This is a genomic window from Microbacterium karelineae, assembly GCF_009745985.1.
Classification (GTDB): domain Bacteria; phylum Actinomycetota; class Actinomycetes; order Actinomycetales; family Microbacteriaceae; genus Microbacterium; species Microbacterium karelineae.
On sequence record NZ_WFIX01000190.1, the window covers coordinates 342,620 to 360,930 of the forward strand.

At 69.5% G+C, this 18,311-nt stretch carries 18 protein-coding genes; 7 read left to right on the plus strand and 11 right to left on the minus strand.

Features of this window, described 5'->3' with window-relative positions:
- Positions 1–2,818: 2,818 nt before the first annotated feature.
- From GB932_RS14720 to GB932_RS14740, 5 genes are all read right to left on the minus strand, one after another.
- Complete coding sequence (locus GB932_RS14720) at positions 2,819–3,499, minus strand: fibronectin type III-like domain-contianing protein (RefSeq protein ID WP_156761439.1); 681 nt, start codon at positions 3,497–3,499, stop codon at positions 2,819–2,821.
- A gap of 144 nt (positions 3,500–3,643) precedes the next feature.
- On the minus strand, positions 3,644–4,240 hold the full coding sequence (locus GB932_RS14725; protein WP_197517506.1) for a phosphatase PAP2 family protein: 597 nt from the start codon (positions 4,238–4,240) through the stop codon (positions 3,644–3,646).
- Positions 4,241–4,272: 32 nt separating this feature from the next.
- Positions 4,273–4,584, minus strand: coding sequence for a putative quinol monooxygenase (locus GB932_RS14730; protein WP_156761441.1), 312 nt, complete (start codon positions 4,582–4,584; stop codon positions 4,273–4,275).
- Between the two features lie 27 nt (positions 4,585–4,611).
- A complete protein-coding gene (locus GB932_RS14735; protein ID WP_156761442.1) occupies positions 4,612–5,127 on the minus strand; it encodes a methylated-DNA--[protein]-cysteine S-methyltransferase in 516 nt (171 codons plus the stop codon).
- Complete coding sequence (locus tag GB932_RS14740; protein WP_156761443.1) at positions 5,124–6,617, minus strand: AlkA N-terminal domain-containing protein; 1,494 nt, start codon at positions 6,615–6,617, stop codon at positions 5,124–5,126. Before GB932_RS14740 ends, GB932_RS14735 begins: the two co-directional genes overlap by 4 nt.
- A 114-nt stretch (positions 6,618–6,731) precedes the next feature.
- Between GB932_RS14740 and GB932_RS14745 the strand changes: the two genes are divergently transcribed.
- Both GB932_RS14745 and GB932_RS14750 read left to right on the plus strand, forming a co-directional pair.
- On the plus strand, positions 6,732–6,977 hold the full coding sequence (locus GB932_RS14745; RefSeq protein ID WP_156761444.1) for a hypothetical protein: 246 nt from the start codon (positions 6,732–6,734) through the stop codon (positions 6,975–6,977).
- Positions 6,974–7,960: an SRPBCC family protein gene (locus GB932_RS14750; RefSeq protein WP_156761445.1), complete on the plus strand. Its 987-nt coding sequence runs from the start codon at positions 6,974–6,976 to the stop codon at positions 7,958–7,960. The genes GB932_RS14745 and GB932_RS14750 overlap by 4 nt, the downstream gene beginning before the upstream one ends.
- A 4-nt stretch (positions 7,961–7,964) precedes the next feature.
- On the opposite strand, the gene rsmG is transcribed toward GB932_RS14750, so the two are convergent.
- Genes rsmG through rpmH form a run of 6 tightly spaced genes read right to left on the minus strand, consistent with a single transcriptional unit; the run spans position 7,965 to position 11,006 of the window.
- Complete coding sequence (gene rsmG / locus GB932_RS14755) at positions 7,965–8,609, minus strand: 16S rRNA (guanine(527)-N(7))-methyltransferase RsmG (RefSeq protein WP_156761446.1); 645 nt, start codon at positions 8,607–8,609, stop codon at positions 7,965–7,967.
- On the minus strand, positions 8,606–9,088 hold the full coding sequence (locus GB932_RS14760; protein WP_231916227.1) for a Jag family protein: 483 nt from the start codon (positions 9,086–9,088) through the stop codon (positions 8,606–8,608). The genes rsmG and GB932_RS14760 overlap by 4 nt, the downstream gene beginning before the upstream one ends.
- Positions 9,085–10,155, minus strand: a complete 1,071-nt coding sequence (gene yidC, locus GB932_RS14765) for a membrane protein insertase YidC (RefSeq protein WP_156761447.1) — start codon at positions 10,153–10,155, stop codon at positions 9,085–9,087. Before yidC ends, GB932_RS14760 begins: the two co-directional genes overlap by 4 nt.
- Positions 10,156–10,161: 6 nt before the next feature.
- Positions 10,162–10,512, minus strand: a complete 351-nt coding sequence (gene yidD / locus GB932_RS14770) for a membrane protein insertion efficiency factor YidD (RefSeq protein ID WP_156761448.1) — start codon at positions 10,510–10,512, stop codon at positions 10,162–10,164.
- Positions 10,509–10,847 carry a ribonuclease P protein component gene (gene rnpA, locus GB932_RS14775; protein ID WP_156761449.1) on the minus strand — a complete coding sequence of 113 codons (339 nt, stop codon included), beginning with the start codon at positions 10,845–10,847 and terminating at the stop codon, positions 10,509–10,511. Before rnpA ends, yidD begins: the two co-directional genes overlap by 4 nt.
- Before the next feature lie 21 nt (positions 10,848–10,868).
- Positions 10,869–11,006, minus strand: a complete 138-nt coding sequence (rpmH, locus tag GB932_RS14780; RefSeq protein WP_156761450.1) for a 50S ribosomal protein L34 — start codon at positions 11,004–11,006, stop codon at positions 10,869–10,871.
- A gap of 275 nt (positions 11,007–11,281) precedes the next feature.
- Between rpmH and dnaA the strand changes: the two genes are divergently transcribed.
- The 5 genes from dnaA (at position 11,282) to gyrB (ending at position 18,311) form a co-directional block, all read left to right on the plus strand.
- Positions 11,282–12,691: a chromosomal replication initiator protein DnaA gene (gene dnaA / locus GB932_RS14785; protein WP_156761451.1), complete on the plus strand. Its 1,410-nt coding sequence runs from the start codon at positions 11,282–11,284 to the stop codon at positions 12,689–12,691.
- A 594-nt stretch (positions 12,692–13,285) separates the two neighbouring features.
- Complete coding sequence (gene dnaN, locus GB932_RS14790) at positions 13,286–14,431, plus strand: DNA polymerase III subunit beta (RefSeq protein WP_156761452.1); 1,146 nt, start codon at positions 13,286–13,288, stop codon at positions 14,429–14,431.
- A gap of 10 nt (positions 14,432–14,441) precedes the next feature.
- A complete protein-coding gene (recF, locus tag GB932_RS14795) occupies positions 14,442–15,629 on the plus strand; it encodes a DNA replication/repair protein RecF (RefSeq protein WP_156761453.1) in 1,188 nt (395 codons plus the stop codon).
- Positions 15,626–16,120: a DciA family protein gene (locus GB932_RS14800; RefSeq protein ID WP_156761454.1), complete on the plus strand. Its 495-nt coding sequence runs from the start codon at positions 15,626–15,628 to the stop codon at positions 16,118–16,120. Before recF ends, GB932_RS14800 begins: the two co-directional genes overlap by 4 nt.
- Positions 16,121–16,238: 118 nt before the next feature.
- A complete protein-coding gene (gene gyrB, locus GB932_RS14805; RefSeq protein ID WP_156761455.1) occupies positions 16,239–18,311 on the plus strand; it encodes a DNA topoisomerase (ATP-hydrolyzing) subunit B in 2,073 nt (690 codons plus the stop codon).

Here is an 18,311-nt window from a genome sequence, read left to right on the forward strand (position 1 = left end):
TCACTCGATGGATCGATCAGCATCGGATCCTGAGAGACCGACCCGAAGAAGGCCCGCACGACGGGGGGATGCTGTGTTTCACGTGAAACATGCGTTCGATGAGCCTCGGGCGTGTCTCGTAGCTCGAGCCGCAACGATCACGTTCGCGCGGGCGTACCTCGTAAGGCGAGGGGGAGACGATGCCGGCACACGCCGCGCGAGGATGCGCGTGACGCGCCAGCGGCAGGCAGAGAAGCGGCGGGGAGCATCGTCGAGCGATGACCACGCCGCGAGTGGGCCCATGCCGCCGGAGGCTGCGGGTTCCGCGCCAGCGAGGTGCGGAGGAGCAGTGAGGAGCGCGCGCGCGACCTGCGCAGCAGAGGATCATCGTGAGACATGCCCGCAGGCACGCGTCCGCACCCTCTCCGGTTCATGGTCATCCGCCGGCCGCACGCACGAGCACCGAGGGCAAGTTGTACGATCCAAGCCGTCGCGAGCACGCTGGCTTGGATCTCGCCGCACGGTTCCGACAGGCCCGTTCGTCCCGCCCTAACGCCGCGTTGCAGGCGGTAGCCGCGAAGCCTCGAACGGGTGAGGCGGGAGGCATTGCGGAACCCGAGCGGCCCGGGACTCCGCGCGACCCTGCAGCGTCAGAGGGCGGGCACTCGGCGCATCGTCGACCGTCGACAAATCCGCCAACGTCCCATCGGTACAGTCGGCACCAAGTGGCGGGCAGCGAAGAACGTGCTCGACTCCCGTGTGGAAGACGAGCGGGCGTGAGTCACGCCTCAGCCGCCCGACGGATGTACCTCGAACACCGAACACGGCGCGACTCGACTCGGCTCCGACCGGGACCAGCGGGTGGCATGGATCCTCAAGAGGCTGTACGCCCCCGTAGCGCGGGGACTGTGGACCGCCCCACGCCCACACCGCACCGGCACCGGCACCGGCACCGAGAGCCAGATGCGCCATGTTTCACGTGAAACATGCGGACTCGAAGCCCTGCAGTTCTTCCGAGTCGTGCGGACAGACCTCCTCACCGGGATCACCACACACCAACGGGCAGCGCGATCACACTTAGGGTCGCGAGCAGGCCCGGGATCCTCCTGGGCACTTCGCGTCCTCGTCGCGACCGCGGAACCACCGCGACGAGGCGCGTCGCCGCCGACGCCGATCGGAACGTGTCCGCCAGGTGCGAGCGGCACGAGTTCGCGACGGGATGTTTCACGTGGAACGTCGCCAGCGCCGCGACCTCTGCCCGATCGAACCGCTCAAGCATGGCGTGGGCAAGCACCCTGGTGCTCGACAATGCGTGAGGCGCCGACCAGGGCCCGCGAGAGAGTCGAATCTGGAGGGTCAGTCCTCCCGCAAGGGCGTGCCGCCGCGACCGCCCACATCGCGCTGCGGCGGGATCCGGTCCGCAATCCCCGTGGATGCCGCCGCAGCGTGGTGGGAAACAGGCGGAATGCGCGGACGCGCCGGACACGAGACCGGAGCCACCGTCGAGTGATCCGCCCCTTCCTCGCCCCGCCATGCGCCCCAGCGGGGGACCGGTGCGCGAACCCTCATCACGCACGCTCCCGTGGGTACGCCGCCCGCGACCGGGAGCCGCGCAGAAGGGATCATGCACTGATCCTGGATCAGGTCACTCGAGCGGGGCGATCGTCCACACGGAGGCTGAGCAAGGGAGCGTCCCGCTCGCGCAGGCACCACCCCTCCGCGCGACGAGACACCGTTCCCCCGGCACTCGGCGCCGTGGTCTCACCGCCCGAAGCCGAGGCTGGTCAGACGCGAACTTGGGCCGACGGGCCACCCGTCGCGCAGCGCCGTCGCTCGGCGAGGCGACGTGCAGGGGACGCGCCACCCCGCCCGCCGCGCACCCAGTGGCGAACCACCGCCCCGAGCGTGCGACCACGACTCGCGTCTGCGCGGTCAGATCGCGAACCCGGTGCGCCCGGTCGTCCCGCGCGAGCGGCGGGGCCGCCTCACGGGCGCGCTCACGGGCGCGCACAGGGCGTTTCACGTCGAATGCAGGTCGGGCGCCAGCTTGCGCACCCTCGCGGCGTCATGCACCTGCGCTTCTGCACCCATCCTCCCGGCGCAGCGGCACATCAGGCGGTCACCGAGCTCGTAGAGCACCAGCATCCCACCTGCGATGGGTCCGAGGACGCCTGTGCCTCCTCCTGCCGACACGGACCGTCGACGTCTGCAGAGGGCTCGCCTGGGCATGCACCACCGGCCGCCGCACGGCGCGAATCTTCGGTGGCACCGAAAGTCCCTCGCGACCGGGCCCTCCCACGATGTTTCACGTGAAACGCCCGCCTTCACCCACCGAGCGCGGAGCTCCCCGTTGTTCGCCGCACCCGCAGCACTCCACCGGGCACCGCGGCACAGACCAGGTCCCACGAACCGGCGACATCACCGCTGCAAGCATCCGCACGAGAATGGGCGACCTCGCCGGCTCAATCACCGAACTGGCTCGTGGGGGAGGGGCGCGTGTCACCCGAGGGCGTGTCTCATCGTCAGAGCCGCAACGAGCACGGTCGCGAGGGCGGCATCGATAGACGGACGATGGAGGCGATGCCGGGCCACGCCGTGCGAGGCTCCGCGTGACGCGCCTGCGTCAGGCGGAGAAGCGGCGTGGAACATCGTCGACCGACGAAAACGCCGCGAGTGGGCCCACGCTGCCGGTGGCTCCACGTGGCGCGCCTGCGACACGTGGAGGGACAGTGAGGCGCGTTCTCGGGGCCTGCGCAGCAGGCGATCAGTTGTGAGACATGCCCTCACTCAGCCCCCGCACGCAGTGCCACGTACAACCGCCCGCCGGACACGCGCCCAATCACCGACGCGCGCGATCGTCGCCTGGCGGCCCGGCGAACACGCCGCGCGAGAACGAACCATTCACGAAGAAGAAGACCCTGGGCGATGATTCACGTGGAACATCGCGTAGAGCGCCTGCCGCGGCACGGTTCCTGGGGATCCGCGCGGCGGTGAGCTGCCGTACCTCGAACTCCGTGCTCTGATCCGTCTCGATCGATCCGCCTGCCGACCCCTCGGACGCCCCCGACGGCGTCACCCACGACCCCGTCACGTCGTCCGAGTACTGCAGCGCGCGCAGGGCCGCGAGATCGTCATCGGACATCCGGATGGAGACGCTCTCGTGAGCTCCGGGATCGAGGTCGGCGCGCGCGAACGCGATCAGGCGCTTCGACTGCGCATCCGCCTCGTCGGGCGATGCCACGTACTCCTGGGCGGCCTCGGTGCCGTCGACGTCGCCCGCGTTCGTCGGACGGAAGCGCATCGCGACGTCTCCCTTACCGCTCGTGCTGCGGAGCGTCACACGCACCTGGGCGGCCTCGAACGCGCTGCAGCTCAGGCCGTGCCCGAGCGCGAGCAGCGGCTCGATTCCCGGCGACTCGTACCATCGGCAACCCACCTCAAGGCCCGCGGAGCAGTCGACCTGACGGACCCCCTCGTCGTCGACGATGCCCGGGTACTGTGCGTCGGTCTGCGTCGGCACGTCCCCGGGCGAGCGCGGGAACGTCCGAATCGCGTCATCTCGCGGGCCGATGCCCCTCTGAATCGTTTCACACGCGAGAGGGCCTCACGGATCATGGCAGGAGGCCCGGATCCACCGCGACATCCTCCGCGCCGATTCTTCACATCAGATCGGCGCGAGAAGCCACGATCCCCACGTCACGGCGGCCCCGAGCACCGTCCCGAGCACCACCTCGACGGGAGAGTGGTGTCCGAGCCGGAGCCTGCTCCAGACGACCAGCGGCAGGGCGAACGCCAGCCCGAGCAGCCACCACGGCGACAGCAGCAGCGACGCAAGCGTGAAGAACGATGTGAGGCAGAGCGCGTGCATCGAGACCTTCGGGCCGACGATCGTGATTCCACCGGCGACGACGAGCCCCGCGAGCATCGTCATCAGCGCCCACATGAGCAGGGCCGGCGCGTCGAGCAGCAGCATCACGACGAACCCGGCGAGCACCGAGACCAGGCAGATCGCGAACGCCCACGGGCGCTGGGATCGCTGCGTGACGTGACGATCCGTGATCCGATTGCGACGCGACGCGATCTCGAGCACGACATACGGCACGACGCCGCAGAAGACCGCGAGCAGCGCGCCCCACAGGATGCCCGCGGCCCCGGGCGCTCCCACGATGCCGCAGAGCACACAGAGCGCGACGACCGATACCGCGGGCGTGCCGATCTCCGTGACGATCCGGGCGATGCCGTCTGCGCGTGTCCGCGCCATACGCGCTCCGTCCCCGGTCGCGCGCATCCCCCTCAGGCATCGCGCAGCGGCGACCCGACGACGTCGAAGCGGTATCCGCCCATCTGCCCGCTGAGCAGCGGAGCCGCCTCCGCGATCGCCGCACGCACACTCGCGAGCTCGAGCGACGCCGCATGCGCCTCAGCCGACGTCCACAGCTCCGCGACGAACACGGTATCGGGATCGGTGTGCGCGTCGTTCACGCCCACCTCGTAGAGGAGGCAGCCCGCCGCCGCCAGATCCGGCGAACGGCGTGTCAGGATCCGAAGCACCTCGTCGCGATGCCCCGGAAGGACGCCGAGGGTTCCCACGTTGGCGAATGTCATGCCCCGATCATCCCAGGCCCGGTGCCCTCAGAACAGCTCGCCGTCGACCGGCCCGCCTTCACGCGCGAGGAGGGCGCGCTTGACGCCGAGCCCCCAGGCGAAGCCGCCGAGGGACCCGTCGGAGCGCAGCACCCGGTGGCACGGGACGAAGAGCGCCGGCGCGTTGCGGGCGCAGATCGCGGCGGCCGCACGCACGGCGCGAGGGGATCCCAGCTCGCGCGCGAACTCGGCGTAGGTGAGCGGGGCACCCGACGGAATCGCGCGGAGGGCGGCCCATCCCGCCTCCTGCAGCGGCGTCCCGCGCTGGCGCACGGGCACGCCGTCGATCGCCCCGAGGTCGCCCGCGTAGTAGGCGCGCACGGCCTCGCCGGCGGAGGTTTCATCGCGGCGGAGGTCACCCGGCGCGGCGGATCGATGGATCCGCGCCCTCACGCGATCGGGGTCGTCCGTCCATCCGGACGCGAGCACGGCTCCCGCGGTGTCCGCGATGAGGGTGAACGGGCCATCGGGGGTGTCGAGGGTCTCGACGGTGGGCGCGGTCATGCGGCGACCTCCTCGCGGTCGATGCGGCGTGCAGGCGCGGACGGCGCGGCACGCCACAGGTGGGCTGACAGATACGAGCGCCACGGCGCGGCACGGGCCGCCCAATCGGCGAGGCCCTTCGGATCCGCGGGCAGGCCGACCGCGCCGGCGCCTGCCCGAAGAACGAGGTCGCCGGGCAGGAGAACGTCGGGATCGGAGAGCACGCGCATCCGCACATAGTCGGCCGTCCAGGGGCCGATCCCGCGCATGCCGACGAGTGCGGCGCGCTGTGACGGGCCGTCGTCCGCAGACGTGAGCACGAGCCGGCCGCTCGCGATCGCCTCCGCAACCTCGACGATCGCTCGGACGCGCGACGCCGGCCCCCGCAGCACCTCGGATCCGCGCTCCGCGACCGCCTCGGGCGTTGGGAAGAGCACGCGCTCGGATCCCGCGAGATCCACCCGTACGCCGAGTGCGTCGGCGAGCCGGCCGAGGTGGGTCGTCGCCGCGGATACGGAGATCTGCTGGCCGATCATCGCCCGCACGAGCATCTCGAACGGGTCCGCCGCACCCGGCACGCGGATCCCGGGCGTCCGTGCGACGAGAGGAGCGATCGCGGGCAGCGTCGACAGCGCCGTGTCGATCGCAACCGGGTCGGCATCGAGGTCGAAGAGCCTCCGCACCCGCGCGACGAGCGCACCGAGGTCGGCGAGCTCCGTGACGTGGGCGTCGAGCCGGAGGCGCGCGCCGTCCATCCGGATCCGGAACCACGCGGATCCGCGGGGGAGGCGGACCGCCCGTGCGAACGACGCGTCGTCTGCCTCCTCCATCCCCGCAACAGCGCGCGGACGCATCCAGGCGAACAGACCCGCGGCGTCGAACGGCTCTCGGAACGGCACGGCGAGCGAGATGCCCGCGGCCCGCGTCTCGATGACCGCGGAGGATCGACGGAGGGCGCGGAGCGCGGTCGGCGTAACCCCGAACACCTCGCGCACCGTGTCGTTGAACTGACGCACGCTCGCGAATCCCGCCGAGAAGGCGACGTCCGACGCGGCGAGGTCGGTGCCGACGAGCAGGGATCGCGCCGTCTGCGCGCGGTGCGCGCGGGCGAGGGCGAGCGGACCGGCTCCGAGTTCGGCGGCGAGCAGGCGCGAGAGGTGCCGGGATGAGTAGCCGAGCCGAGCCGCGAGCCCGCTCGTCCCCTCGCGCTCGATGACGCCGTCGGCGATCATCCGCATCGCGCGCGCGGCGAGGTCGCCGCGGACGTTCCATTCGGGGGATCCGGGGGCCGCATCGGGCAGGCAGCGCCGGCACGCGCGATAGCCCGCCTCGTGCGCCGCCGCGCTCGTCGGCAGGAACGTGACGTTCTGCGGCTTCGGGGTGCGCGCGGGGCAGCTCGGGCGGCAGTAGATGCCCGTGGTGCGCACCGCCGTGACGAACTGACCGTCGAATCGCGCGTCCCGCGCGCTGATCGCACGGTACCGCTCGTCGAAGGTCATGGTCGGCGTCATGACTCCACTCTCGCACGCGATCCACGCAGACGCTCGCGGAAATCGGACATCGCGATGTCCCCGGGGTCGCAACCTCAGTTGACAGCATGGTCGCCAGCAACGTATGTTGACAGCATGGAAGCAACACAGGTTGCCAGAAGCGCCGCCGACACGAGCGATCCCCGCGCAGGCCTCCGCGCGATCGCATCGCTGCGCACCCTGGCCGACGCCCTCGAGCTCCGCCAGGTCGAGGCCGCCCTCCGCGCCGGGATGACCTGGCAGGACACAGCCGACGCCCTCGGCGTCACGAGGCAGGCCGTGCACAAGAAGTACGCGAAAAGAATCGACCCCACGATCGACGTCCCGAGGAGGACACGATGAGCAGGCTCACCCGCACCTACGCAACCGGGCAGACGCTGTCGATCGCGGCGATGGAGGAGGCCTCGCGCTTCCGCGTCCACGAGGTCGACATCGAGCACCTCTTCCTCGCCCTCGTGATCAGCGAGCAGACGGCCGGCCAGGTGCTGCGCGGCGCCGGTATCACCCTGGATGCCGCACGGGCGGCCGTCGCCGAACAGCACGCTGCGCAGATCGCGTCACTCGGAATCGCCGCCCGGCTTCCCGCCAACGGTCCGATCGCCATCCACGAGAGCGGACATCGTGAGTGGACCGAACGGGCAATCGACGTCATCGTCCGATCGAGCCCCCGGAACACCTCCGGCGATGCATCCCCCATCCTCCGCGCTCTCGTCACCGAGCCGAGCGGCATGATCGAGGAGATCCTCGCGCGTCTCGGCACGACTCCCGAGGCCGTCATCGCCCGTCTGGACGACGCGGAGAAGATCATCGAACCGCGCGAGACGAACGCTCGCGCCCGCCTCGCGCGCACCGGAACCGCGTTCGTCCCCGCGACACCCGACGCCGTCTGGGAGCTGCTGACGACCCCCGACCGGCTCCCGGAGTGGGACACGACCGTCGGTCGCGTCGAAGGAGACGGTGACGCATGGACGGCATGGGCGCGCACCGAGCACCCCGACGGCACCGCCATCCGCGTGAAACCGCATCTCGCGCGGCAGCGCGCCGAGGATCGCGCCGATGAGTCCGCGCGGCGGGTGCTGTGGCGGTTCACCTTCCCCGACGCCCCGCGCGCGAATGCGCGGATCATCGACATCGCGATCGAGTCGGCGGCCGGCGGCAGCGAACTCGCGATCACGGTCGGGTGGGAGTGCACCGCGCGCCCCGCTGGACTCCGCCGCGTGATCGCCCCCGTCGCTCGTCGCGTCCTCGCGCCGCTGCGGCGCTGGGCGCTCTGGATGCAGCATCAGAGCGTGGCCGCCGGCATCAGCCGCGCGCTGCGCGGGTGACGTCTCAGCCGCGCACGACCGCCCGGAAGACCCGCGTGGGCTCGGCGATCTCGCCCTCGCCGATGACCTCGACGCGCACCTCGCTGAGCTTGTGCTTCCGGATCACCTTGGCGGCCTTCTCGATCTCGCCGTCGACGCTCTGACCCTTGAGCAGGATCAGCTCGCCGCCGTCGCGGACGAGCGGCGCCGTCCACGGGATCAGCGTGCGCAGCGCCGAGACCGCGCGGGCCGTGACGGCGTCGAGGTACTCGTCGTACCGGCCCGCCTCCTCGGCGCGTGCGCGCTCGATCGTCACGTTCTCGAGGCCGAGATCCGAGGTCTGCTCCGCGAGCCACGCGACACGGCGCTCCATCGGCTCGATGAGGATCCACTCGACGTCCGGCCGCGCGATCGCGAGGACGATCCCGGGCAGGCCGGCGCCGGATCCGACATCCCCCACGCGCCCGTCCGCGGGGAACAGCGGCGCCGCGATGGCGGAGTTGAGGATGTGGCGGTTCCACAGCCGCGGAACCTCCTGCGGTCCGATGAGCCCCCGCTCCTCGCCGTGCTCGGCGAGGTTCCGTGCGAACCGGCGCGCCAGGTCGATGCGGTCGCCGAACAGCGCCGCGGCCTCCGCGGGCTCCGGCTCGAGCGCGTCGAGGGCGCTCACGCCTTGCGCACCACCGTGTGCCGGTCGTCGCGCTCGCCGTACGACTCGGACACGTAGCCGCGCTCGGCCACGATGTCGTGCACGATCTTCCGCTCGTACGAGCTCATCGCCGGCAGCGACGCCTGCGACGCGCCCTCGTCGAGGCGCGAGACCGCCTGGTCGACGAGGCGCGAGAGCTGCTCACGGCGCGCGTCGCGGGATCCGCCGACGTCGAGGATCAGGCGGGAGAACTCGCCCGTCTCGCGCTGCACGGCGAGGCGCGTGACCTCCTGCAGGGCCTGCACGGTCTCGGGGTCGGCGAGCACCTTGAGCGAGTCGTCGTCGCTCTCGATCGACACATAGGCGCGCCCCTGGCGCACATCGAGCTCGAGGTCGCCGTCGATGTCGGCGATGTCGAGCAGGCCCTCGAGGAAGTCGGCCGCGACGTCGCCCTCGCGCTCGAGCTGCTCGTCCGTCGGAGTATCGCTGTTCGTGGTCACGATGTCTTCCCGCTGCCCTTGTCGCTCTGGGGCGTTCCGCCCGGATTCCGCTGCTGGTTCTTCTTGGCGCGCTTGGCGCTCTTCGGCTGCACGCGCTTCGCCTTCTCCTGGCGCTCGAGCTCGGCCTGTCGGAGGAGCTCCTCCTGCTCGCGCTCGTATTCGGCCATCGAGACGACCTTGCCGTGCGCGTTGACCGCCTTGCCCTTCTTCGCGAGGCGCTCCTCGCGGGCCTGAGCGGCCTCGGATCCCGGGGTCGGGTTCTCGTGGATGATGTAGAACTGCTGGCCCATCGTCCACAGGTTGTTGAAGAACCAGTAGGTCACGACGCCGAGCGGGAAGAACACACCCGAGAAGATCATCGCGAAGGGGATGACCCAGAGCATGATGCGCTGCATCTGGTAGGCCTGACCGGTCTTCGCCTCGGGGGAGAGGTTCTTCGACACGATCTGCAGCTGGGTGATGAACTGCGTCGCGATCATGAGCGCGACGAGGATGATCATCATCACGATGGCGGCCGTCGAGGTCGCCATCGGGAAGTTGAAGTGGTCGACGAGCGTCATGCTCAGCGGCGCGATGTCGAACAGCGACGCGTCGTTGAACTGGTGCACGCGCTCCGCGGTGAAGAGCCACGAGTTGAGGCCGGTCTTGTCCTCGGCCGCCCAGATGCTGATGTCGCGCAGCGTCCAGAACAGCGAGAAGAAGATCGGCATCTGCACGAGAAGCGGCAGGCAGCCCGAGACCGGCGTGGTGCCGTGCTTCTTGTACAGGGCCATGGTCTCGCGGCTCATCGCCTCGCGCGACAGCTGATCGCGCTTGCCCTTGTACTTCGTCTGGATCTTCTTGATCTCCGGCGCCAGCTCCATCATCTTCCGCTGGCTCTTGATCTGCTTGACGAAGAGAGGGAAGATCGCGATGCGCACGATGACGACGACGCCCACGATCGAGAGCACCCACGCGAGACCGCCGTTGCCCTGCAGGCCCAGCGCCGTCCACACCCAGTGCCAGCCGACGAGGATGGCCTCGATCACCCATCGGATGGGGAAGAGGATCGTTCCGAAGAAGTCCACGGAGGGTCAGTCCTTTCGACGCGGCACGACGAAGCCGCGGGGAGTCAGGTCGTAACGGAAATTCGCGTGCGGTCGCACATCGTCCTCGCCGCCGGCCGCCCAGGGGTGACACCGCGCGATGCGCGCGAGGGCCATGCCTGATCCTCTCACGAGGCCGTGCTGCTGAACCGCCGTCACCGCATAGGCGGAGCAGGACGGGTAGTAGCGGCACACATCGCCGTACAGCTTCGAGATCGTCGCGCGGTAGCCGAGGAGGAAGAGGATCCCCGCATCGCGCGGGAGGAGCGGGAGCGCCCGCATCGCCTCGGATACGCGAAACCGCGCCGACCCTGTGGCCGACGCGGGGAGGACGCTCATGCCGCAGCCTTGCGCTCGAGGCCCCGGAGGACGTCGCGCCGCAGCTCGGCGAACGGCGTCGCCGCCGACACGGGCAGCGCACGGATCACGACGTCCGCCCCGGGGCGGACATGGGGCGTCGCCTCGAGACAGATCGCCTTGAGCCTCCGGCGCACCGTGTTGCGGATGACCGCGTTTCCGACGGCCTTGCTCACGATGAAGCCGAAACGCGGGAGCCGCGGTTCGCCCGTATCGACGACGTGCACGATGTGCGTCGCCCCCGCGCGCCGCGCGCCCCGCCGGACGACTGTTCGATAGTCGATCCCGCGGGTGATGCGCTGCGGCCGGGAGAGCACGTGCGGCTCGCCGCTGAGGCGTTACGCCGAGAGCTCGCTGCGGCCCTTGGCGCGACGCGAGTTCAGGATCGCGCGGCCGGCGCGGGTGCGCATGCGGGCGCGGAAGCCGTGCTTCTTGGCGCGACGACGGTTGTTGGGCTGGAAAGTGCGCTTGCTCATAGCCTTCTCACTCCGGGAGGAAATGTCACCGGAACTCGTTCGACCGGAGACGTCATTCAGAAATGCCCACAACGGGCACAAGTCAACCGCAACAGACTACGACGACACGCCGCGGCGACGCAAACCGTCTGCCGAACCTGTCAGTATCCCCACAGCCCCCGCGCGAACTCGCGAGAGACACGCGGATCTCCTCGCCTCGACGTTTGCGGCGGAGCGCCGACGTGACTAGCGTATTCGAAGTTATCCACAGGGTGTGAACAAAGGGGAGTGGACGGATGGCAGACGTCCCGGATGTGCCGATCTGGCGCCTGGTGCTCGCTGAGCTCGAGGAAGACGAGCGGGTCACTCCCCAGCTCGAGGGGTTCCTCAACCTCGCCGTCGCGCAGGGGGTCATGGGCGGGGCGCTGTACCTCGACGTGCCCAACGACCTGACCGCGGGCCAGATCAACAAGCGCATGCGCGAGCCGCTCATGGAGGCGCTCGCCCGGATCGGCGACGAGGTCACGTCGTTCCGCGTCGTGGTCAACCCCGAGCTCGCCGACCAGCCCTACGTCCCCGAGCCGAACCCCATCGGCGAGGAGGCGCAGACGCGCGAGCAGAAGCACGCCGAGCGATCGGGCCCCCGGCCCATCGAGCAGGCCCAGGCCCAGCCCCGCAGCGAGACGCGCCTCAACCCGAAGTACACCTTCGACAACTTCGTGATCGGGCAGTCCAACCGCTTCGCCCACGCCGCGGCCGTGGCGGTCGCGGAGGCGCCGGCGAAGGCGTACAACCCGCTGTTCATCTACGGCGACTCGGGCCTCGGCAAGACGCACCTCCTCCACGCGATCGGCGACTATGCGCAGAACCTCTTCCCGGGCGTGCGCGTGCGCTACGTCTCGAGCGAGGAGTTCACCAACGACTTCATCAACTCGATCGCGAACAACCGCGGCGCGGCGTTCAACGCCCGCTATCGCGACCTCGACATCCTGCTGATCGACGACATCCAGTTCCTGCAGGGCAAGGCCGAGACGCAGGAGACGTTCTTCCACACATTCAACACGCTCCACGACCACGACAAGCAGGTCGTGATCACGAGCGACGTCGCGCCGCGCCTGCTGACGGGCTTCGAGGACCGCATGCGCTCGCGCTTCGAGTGGGGCCTCATCACGGACGTGCAGGCGCCCGACCTCGAGACCCGCATCGCGATCCTCCGCAAGAAGGCGTCGAGCGAGCGCATCTACATCCCCGAGGACGTCATCGAGTACATCGCGTCGATGGTCTCGACGAACATCCGCGAGCTCGAGGGCGCCCTCATCCGCGTCTCGGCGTTCGCGAGCCTCAACAGGTCGGACGTCACGCGCGAGCTCGCCGAGGGCGTGCTGCGCGACATCGTCGACAAGCCGGAGGACACGGTCGTCTCGCCGACCGACATCATCCAGGCGACGGCGGCGTACTTCAAGCTCACGGTCGAGGACCTGTACGGGCCCGGGCGCGCCCAGGCCATCGCACAGGCGCGCCAGATCGCCATGTACCTGTGTCGCGAGCGCACGAACCTGTCGCTGCCGAAGATCGGCCAGCTGTTCGGCGGACGCGACCACACGACGGTCATGTACGCGACGAAGAAGATCACCGAGCTCATGAAAGAGAAACGGCAGCTGTACAACCAGGTGCAGGAGATCACGGCGCAGCTCGGCAGGCGCTGACGTCGACTGTCCCCGATTCATCCACGGGCCGATCCCGCTCGGCGCGTCGGAATCGAAGACTTCTCCACAGGTTATCCACAGGACCCCCGGTGCTCTCACCGGGGGTTCTTCGCGTGTTTCCGGCGTTCCAGGGGCCCACCAAGGTGAACGAGAGGTGACGTCATCCACAGGGGGGCCTTGACAGCCGCCGCCGCGACCCGTTAAGAGTTCTCCACGGTGTGGACAACCTGTGGATAACTGTGGAGACACGCCACCCGGCCTGTGCAGGACACGCCTCGTCGGTGTGCAAACCGCTGTGGGGGCCCGATGGACCGGCGAGCACCCTTCCACGCGTCGTCCGCAGCGCGTCCACAGGTCACAGCGATGTAGTTCCCTACTGCCGACTGCCCTCCACAGAGTTATCCACACTCTCCACAGCTGTTAACGCCGTTAAGAGATCACTCTGATGAAGAAGGGCCTCCGATCACCTCAGGACGACGTCGTTCGTGACGCGCAGGCGGAAGCCACTAGCATTGGTTCCCCGCGACAAGTGCGCATCAGCTGGTGCGCGTCTTCCGTGTCGCACAGCTTTTTCCGCACATGAGGGGGAGTTACGTGAAGTTCCACGTGAACCGCGACGTCTTCAGCGAGGCGGTCTCGTTCGTCGTCAAGCTGCTGCCGCAGCGCAACCCGCAGCCGATCCTCGCCGGCGTGCTCATCGAGGCGACCGACGACGGCGGCCTCTCCCTGTCCGCGTTCGACTACGAGGCGTCCGCCCGCACGACGATCGAGGCGACGATCGAGGAGCCGGGAACGATCCTCGTCCACGGTCGTCTCCTGAACGACATCGCGAGCCGCCTTCCGAACGCGCCCATCGAGGTGTCCACCGAGGAGGACGGCAACGTCGCCGTCGTCTGCGGTCCCGCCCGCTTCGCGCTCGCGTCGATGCCGGTCGAGGAGTACCCCGCGATCCCCGAGGTGACGGGCGAGTCCGGTCTCGTCCCCGGCGAGGACTTCGCGACGGCCATCTCGCAAGTCGCATTCGCCGCCTCCCGCGACGACGTCACGCCGGTGCTGACAGGCGTGCAGCTCGCCGTCAGCGGCACGCAGCTCAGCCTCGTCGCCACCGACCGCTACCGCGTCGCGCTGCGCGACATCGAGTGGGACGGCGGCCAGCAGGAGTCGCAGGCGCTCGTGCCCGCCCGCACCCTCACCGAGGTCGGGAAGACCTTCTCGCACGGCGGCAACATCTCGATCGCCTTCTCGGGATCCGGCGACCGCGAGATCATCGCGTTCACGGCCGGCAACAAGACGGTGACGTCGCTGCTCATCAAGGGCAACTTCCCGCCCGTGAAGCGGCTGTTCCCCGAGCAGACCGGCCACTACGCCGTCGTGTCGACGAGCGACCTCACCGAGGCGGTGCGCCGTGTCGCGCTCGTCCTCGACCGCTCGGCCCCCCTGCGCTTCACATTCGGCCCGACCGAGGTGACGATGGATGCCGCCGGCGGCGACCAGGCGCGCGCATCCGAGTCGGTCGACGCGACCCTCACGGGCGGTGACGAGGTGACGATCGGGCTCAACCCGCAGTACCTCCTCGACGCGCTGGGCGCCGTGAAGAGCGAGTTCGCCCGCATCACGTTCACCTCGAGCGACAACGCCAACAAGCTGAGCCCGATCCTCGTGACGGCGCAGACGTCGGTCGACGACGCGGCGAGCGACAACTTCAAGTACCTGCTGCAGCCCAACCTCCTGCTGCGCTGACGCGTCCCTCGTGATCGTCGAGCACCTGAGCCTCGTCGACTTCCGCAACTACGCGCAGGCGGAGCTCGAGCTGCAGGCCGGCACGAACCTGCTCGTCGGGCGCAACGGGCAGGGCAAGACCAACCTGGCCGAGGCGATCGCGTACCTCGCGACTCTCGGCTCCCACCGGGTGTCGGCCGACGCGCCGCTCGTGCGCGAAGGCAGGGAGGCCGCGTTCGTGCGGGCGCGCTTCGCGCACGGATCCCGGCGGGTCACCCTCGAGCTCCAGATCAACAAGCAGGGATCCAATAAGGCGCGCGTCTCGGGGAATCCCGTGCGTGCGAACGAGCTGCCGCGCTACGCGCAGGCGGTGCTGTTCGCGCCGGAGGACCTCACGATCGTGCGGGGGGATCCGTCTGCGCGGCGCCGCTTCGCCGACCAGCTGCTCGTGCAGCGCACGCCCCGCATGGCGAGCGTGCTCGGCGACTACGACCGGGTGCTGCGCCAGCGCACGACTCTGCTGAAGTCCGCGCGAGCGCGCGGGATGAAGGCGGAGCAGCTGACGACCCTCGACGTGTGGGACGACAAGCTCGTCGCGCTCGGGTCGCAGATCATCGATGCCAGGAGGCGGCTCGCGGTCGACCTCTCGGATCCCCTGGCGCGCGCCTATGCGGCGATCGCGGGCGACGACCACTCGCCGCGCCTCGCGTGGGCGCTGTCGATCGGCGGGGCGGATCCCGAGGAGACGGGCGGCGCGGAGGAGACTCCCGACACCGGGGCGACGACGGAGCAGTTCCGACAGGCGTTCGCGGAGAGGCGCGCGCAGGAGGTCGAGCGGGGCCTCACACTCGTCGGCCCGCATCGGGACGACCTCGTGCTGCGCCTTCGGGGCCTTCCCGTCAAGGGTTACGCGTCGCACGGCGAGAGCTGGTCGATGGCGCTCGCGCTGCGTCTGTCGTCGGCTGAGCTGCTGCGGGCGGAGTCGCCGGGCGGGGATCCGATCCTCATCCTCGACGACGTCTTCGCCGAGCTCGATGCCGCGCGGCGCGGCCGTCTCGCCGACGTCGTCGCCGGGTACGAGCAGGTCATCGTCACGGCCGCCGTTGCGCGCGACATCCCGGAGCCGCTGCGCGACAACGCCGTGCGCATCGAGGCGGGCCGGATCCTCGGCTCCCTCGCCGAGCACCCGCTCGATGAGGGCCAGGGGGAGGCTTCGTGAGCGAGGAGCGCCCGCCGGGGATCCCGGAGACGATCGCGACCTATCTGCGGCTGCGCGGGCTTCCGCTCAGCCGCGCAGCCAAGCGGAAGCGCCGGAATCGGGGGGATCCCGACGGAAGCCAGCCGTTCGCGAAGGGCCGCGATCCCGGGACGCTCGGCGACGCCATCACCGCGCTGACGACCGCGAGCGGATGGACGCCGCAGCTCGAGCGCGAGGAGCTCGCGCTGGGCTGGGAGGAGATCGCCGGCGCGGACAACGCCGCGCACTCGCACATCGAGACCTTCGCCCAGGGGCTCGTCGTCGTGCGATGCGACTCCACAGCGCGCAGCAAGCAGATGCACCTCATGCGAGCGAACTTCCTCACGCGCATCCTCGAGGTGTATCCCGATGCCGGCGTGAAGGAGATCCGCTTCTTCGGGCCGGACGTCCCGACGTGGAAACATGGCTTCAGGCGCGTTCAGGGGCGCGGTCCGCGCGATACCTACGGTTAGGACGGGTCGGATCCTGTCGGAGGGGGTTTTCTGGCCGGAGAAGGCCCGCCACGGCGTTTTCGCCCGTCCGTGCGGCTAGACTGGAGGCGCTGCCCAGACCACAAGGAGCGACCCCTTCATGACGAGCGATACCCCTCAGAACGAGCCTGATTCCACGACGGCCGACGCGGGGGGCGACAGCACGTCGACGGCGTCCGGCAGGGTCACCAACGACTACGGATCCGATCAGATCCAGGTGCTCGAGGGCCTCGAGGCGGTGCGCAAGCGCCCCGGCATGTACATCGGATCGACCGGCCCGCGCGGCCTCCACCACCTCGTGTACGAGATCGTGGACAATTCGGTCGACGAGTCCCTCGCGGGCTACTGCGACACCATCACGGTGACGCTGCTCGCCGATGGCGGCGTGCGCGTCGACGACAACGGCCGCGGCATCCCCGTCGCCGAGCACAAGATCGAGAAGAAGTCAACGCTCGAGGTCGTCCTCACCGTGCTGCACGCGGGAGGCAAGTTCGGCGGCGGCGGATATGCGGTCTCGGGCGGTCTGCACGGCGTCGGATCGTCGGTCGTCAACGCGCTGTCGACCCGGCTCGACGCCGTCGTCCGGCGCGACGGCAGCGTGTGGCGCCAGTCGTTCTCGGGCGGAGGCGTGCCGACCGGCCCTGTCGAGCAGGGCGACGCGACCGACGAGACGGGCACGTCGATCACCTTCTGGCCGGACCCGGACATCTTCCGCGAGACGGTCGAGTTCGAGTACGAGGTGCTGCGCACCCGCTTCCAGCAGATGGCGTTCCTCAACAAGGGCCTGCGCATCGAGCTGTTCGACGAGCGGCCCACCTCGACCGAGGAGGTCGAGACTCCCGAGGGCGCCCCCGAGGTCGAGCAGCGCCACGACGTCTACCTCTACGAGCGCGGGCTCATGGACTACGTCGACTACCTCAACCATGCGCGCAAGTCCGAGCGCGTGCACGAGGAGATCATCAGCTTCGAGTCGGAGGACACCGACCGGAAGATCGCGCTCGAGGTCGCCATGCAGTGGACGACCTCGTACAGCGAGAATGTATTCACCTACGCGAACACGATCAACACTCACGAGGGCGGCACCCACGAGGAGGGCTTCCGCGCGGCGCTGACGTCACTCGTGAACCGCTACGCGCGCACCAACGGCATCCTCAAGGAGAAGGACGACAACCTCACGGGCGACGACGTGCGCGAGGGGCTCACGGCCGTCATCTCCGTCAAGCTGAGCGAGCCGCAATTCGAGGGCCAGACGAAGACGAAGCTCGGCAACACCGAGGCCAAGAGCTTCGTGCAGCGGATCGTGGCGGACGAGCTCGGCGACTGGTTCGAGCGCAACCCCCAGCAGGCGAAGAACATCATCCGCAAGGCGATCGACGCCGCCTCCGCGCGGCTCGCCGCCCGCAAGGCCCGCGAGACGGCCCGGCGCAAGAGCGTGTTCGAGTCGGCCGCCATGCCCGACAAGCTCAAGGACTGCACGAGCAAGGATCCCTCGATCAGCGAGGTCTTCCTCGTCGAGGGCGACTCGGCAGGCGGCTCCGCCGTGAACGGTCGCAACCCGCTCACGCAGGCGATCCTCGCGCTCCGCGGCAAGATCCTCAACGTCGAGCGCGCGCGCGTCGACAAGGCTCTCGCCAACAAGGAGGTCCAGGCGATGATCCAGGCCTTCGGCACGGGCATCGGGCCGGAGTTCGACATCGAGAAGGCGCGCTATCACAAGATCGTGCTGATGACCGACGCGGACGTCGACGGGCAGCACATCACGACGCTGCTCCTGACGCTGCTGTTCCGATACATGCGCGGCCTCATCGAGGCCGGCTACGTCTTCCTCTCGATGCCGCCGCTGTATCGCCTGAAGTGGACCAACGCCGAGCATGAGTACGTCTACAGCGACCGCGAGCGCGACGCGCTGCTCGAGCTGGGCATCGAGAAGGGCAAGCGCCTCCCGAAGAGCAACGAGGGCGGCGTGCAGCGCTACAAGGGTCTCGGCGAGATGAACGCCGAGGAGCTGTGGGAGACGACGATGGATCCCGAGACCCGCACCCTGCGCCAGGTGACGATCGAGGATGCGGCGGCCGCCGACGAGATCTTCTCGGTCCTCATGGGAGACGACGTGGAGTCGCGACGCGGCTTCATCCAGCGCAACGCCAAGGACGTCCGCTTCCTCGACATCTGA

What these genes read in the sequence shown, in the direction of transcription:
- dnaA (WP_156761451.1), top strand. Translation starts at nt 11,282, where the DNA reads ATGGCAGACGTCCCGGATGTGCCGATCTGGCGCCTGGTGCTCGCTGAG.
- gyrB (WP_156761455.1), top strand. Translation starts at nt 16,239, where the DNA reads ATGACGAGCGATACCCCTCAGAACGAGCCTGATTCCACGACGGCCGAC.
- yidD (WP_156761448.1), bottom strand. Translation starts at nt 10,512, where the DNA reads ATGAGCGTCCTCCCCGCGTCGGCCACAGGGTCGGCGCGGTTTCGCGTA.
- GB932_RS14725 (WP_197517506.1), bottom strand. Translation starts at nt 4,240, where the DNA reads ATGGCGCGGACACGCGCAGACGGCATCGCCCGGATCGTCACGGAGATC.
- GB932_RS14735 (WP_156761442.1), bottom strand. Translation starts at nt 5,127, where the DNA reads ATGACCGCGCCCACCGTCGAGACCCTCGACACCCCCGATGGCCCGTTC.
- rpmH (WP_156761450.1), bottom strand. Translation starts at nt 11,006, where the DNA reads ATGAGCAAGCGCACTTTCCAGCCCAACAACCGTCGTCGCGCCAAGAAG.
- GB932_RS14740 (WP_156761443.1), bottom strand. Translation starts at nt 6,617, where the DNA reads ATGACGCCGACCATGACCTTCGACGAGCGGTACCGTGCGATCAGCGCG.
- GB932_RS14750 (WP_156761445.1), top strand. Translation starts at nt 6,974, where the DNA reads ATGAGCAGGCTCACCCGCACCTACGCAACCGGGCAGACGCTGTCGATC.
- GB932_RS14745 (WP_156761444.1), top strand. Translation starts at nt 6,732, where the DNA reads ATGGAAGCAACACAGGTTGCCAGAAGCGCCGCCGACACGAGCGATCCC.
- GB932_RS14730 (WP_156761441.1), bottom strand. Translation starts at nt 4,584, where the DNA reads ATGACATTCGCCAACGTGGGAACCCTCGGCGTCCTTCCGGGGCATCGC.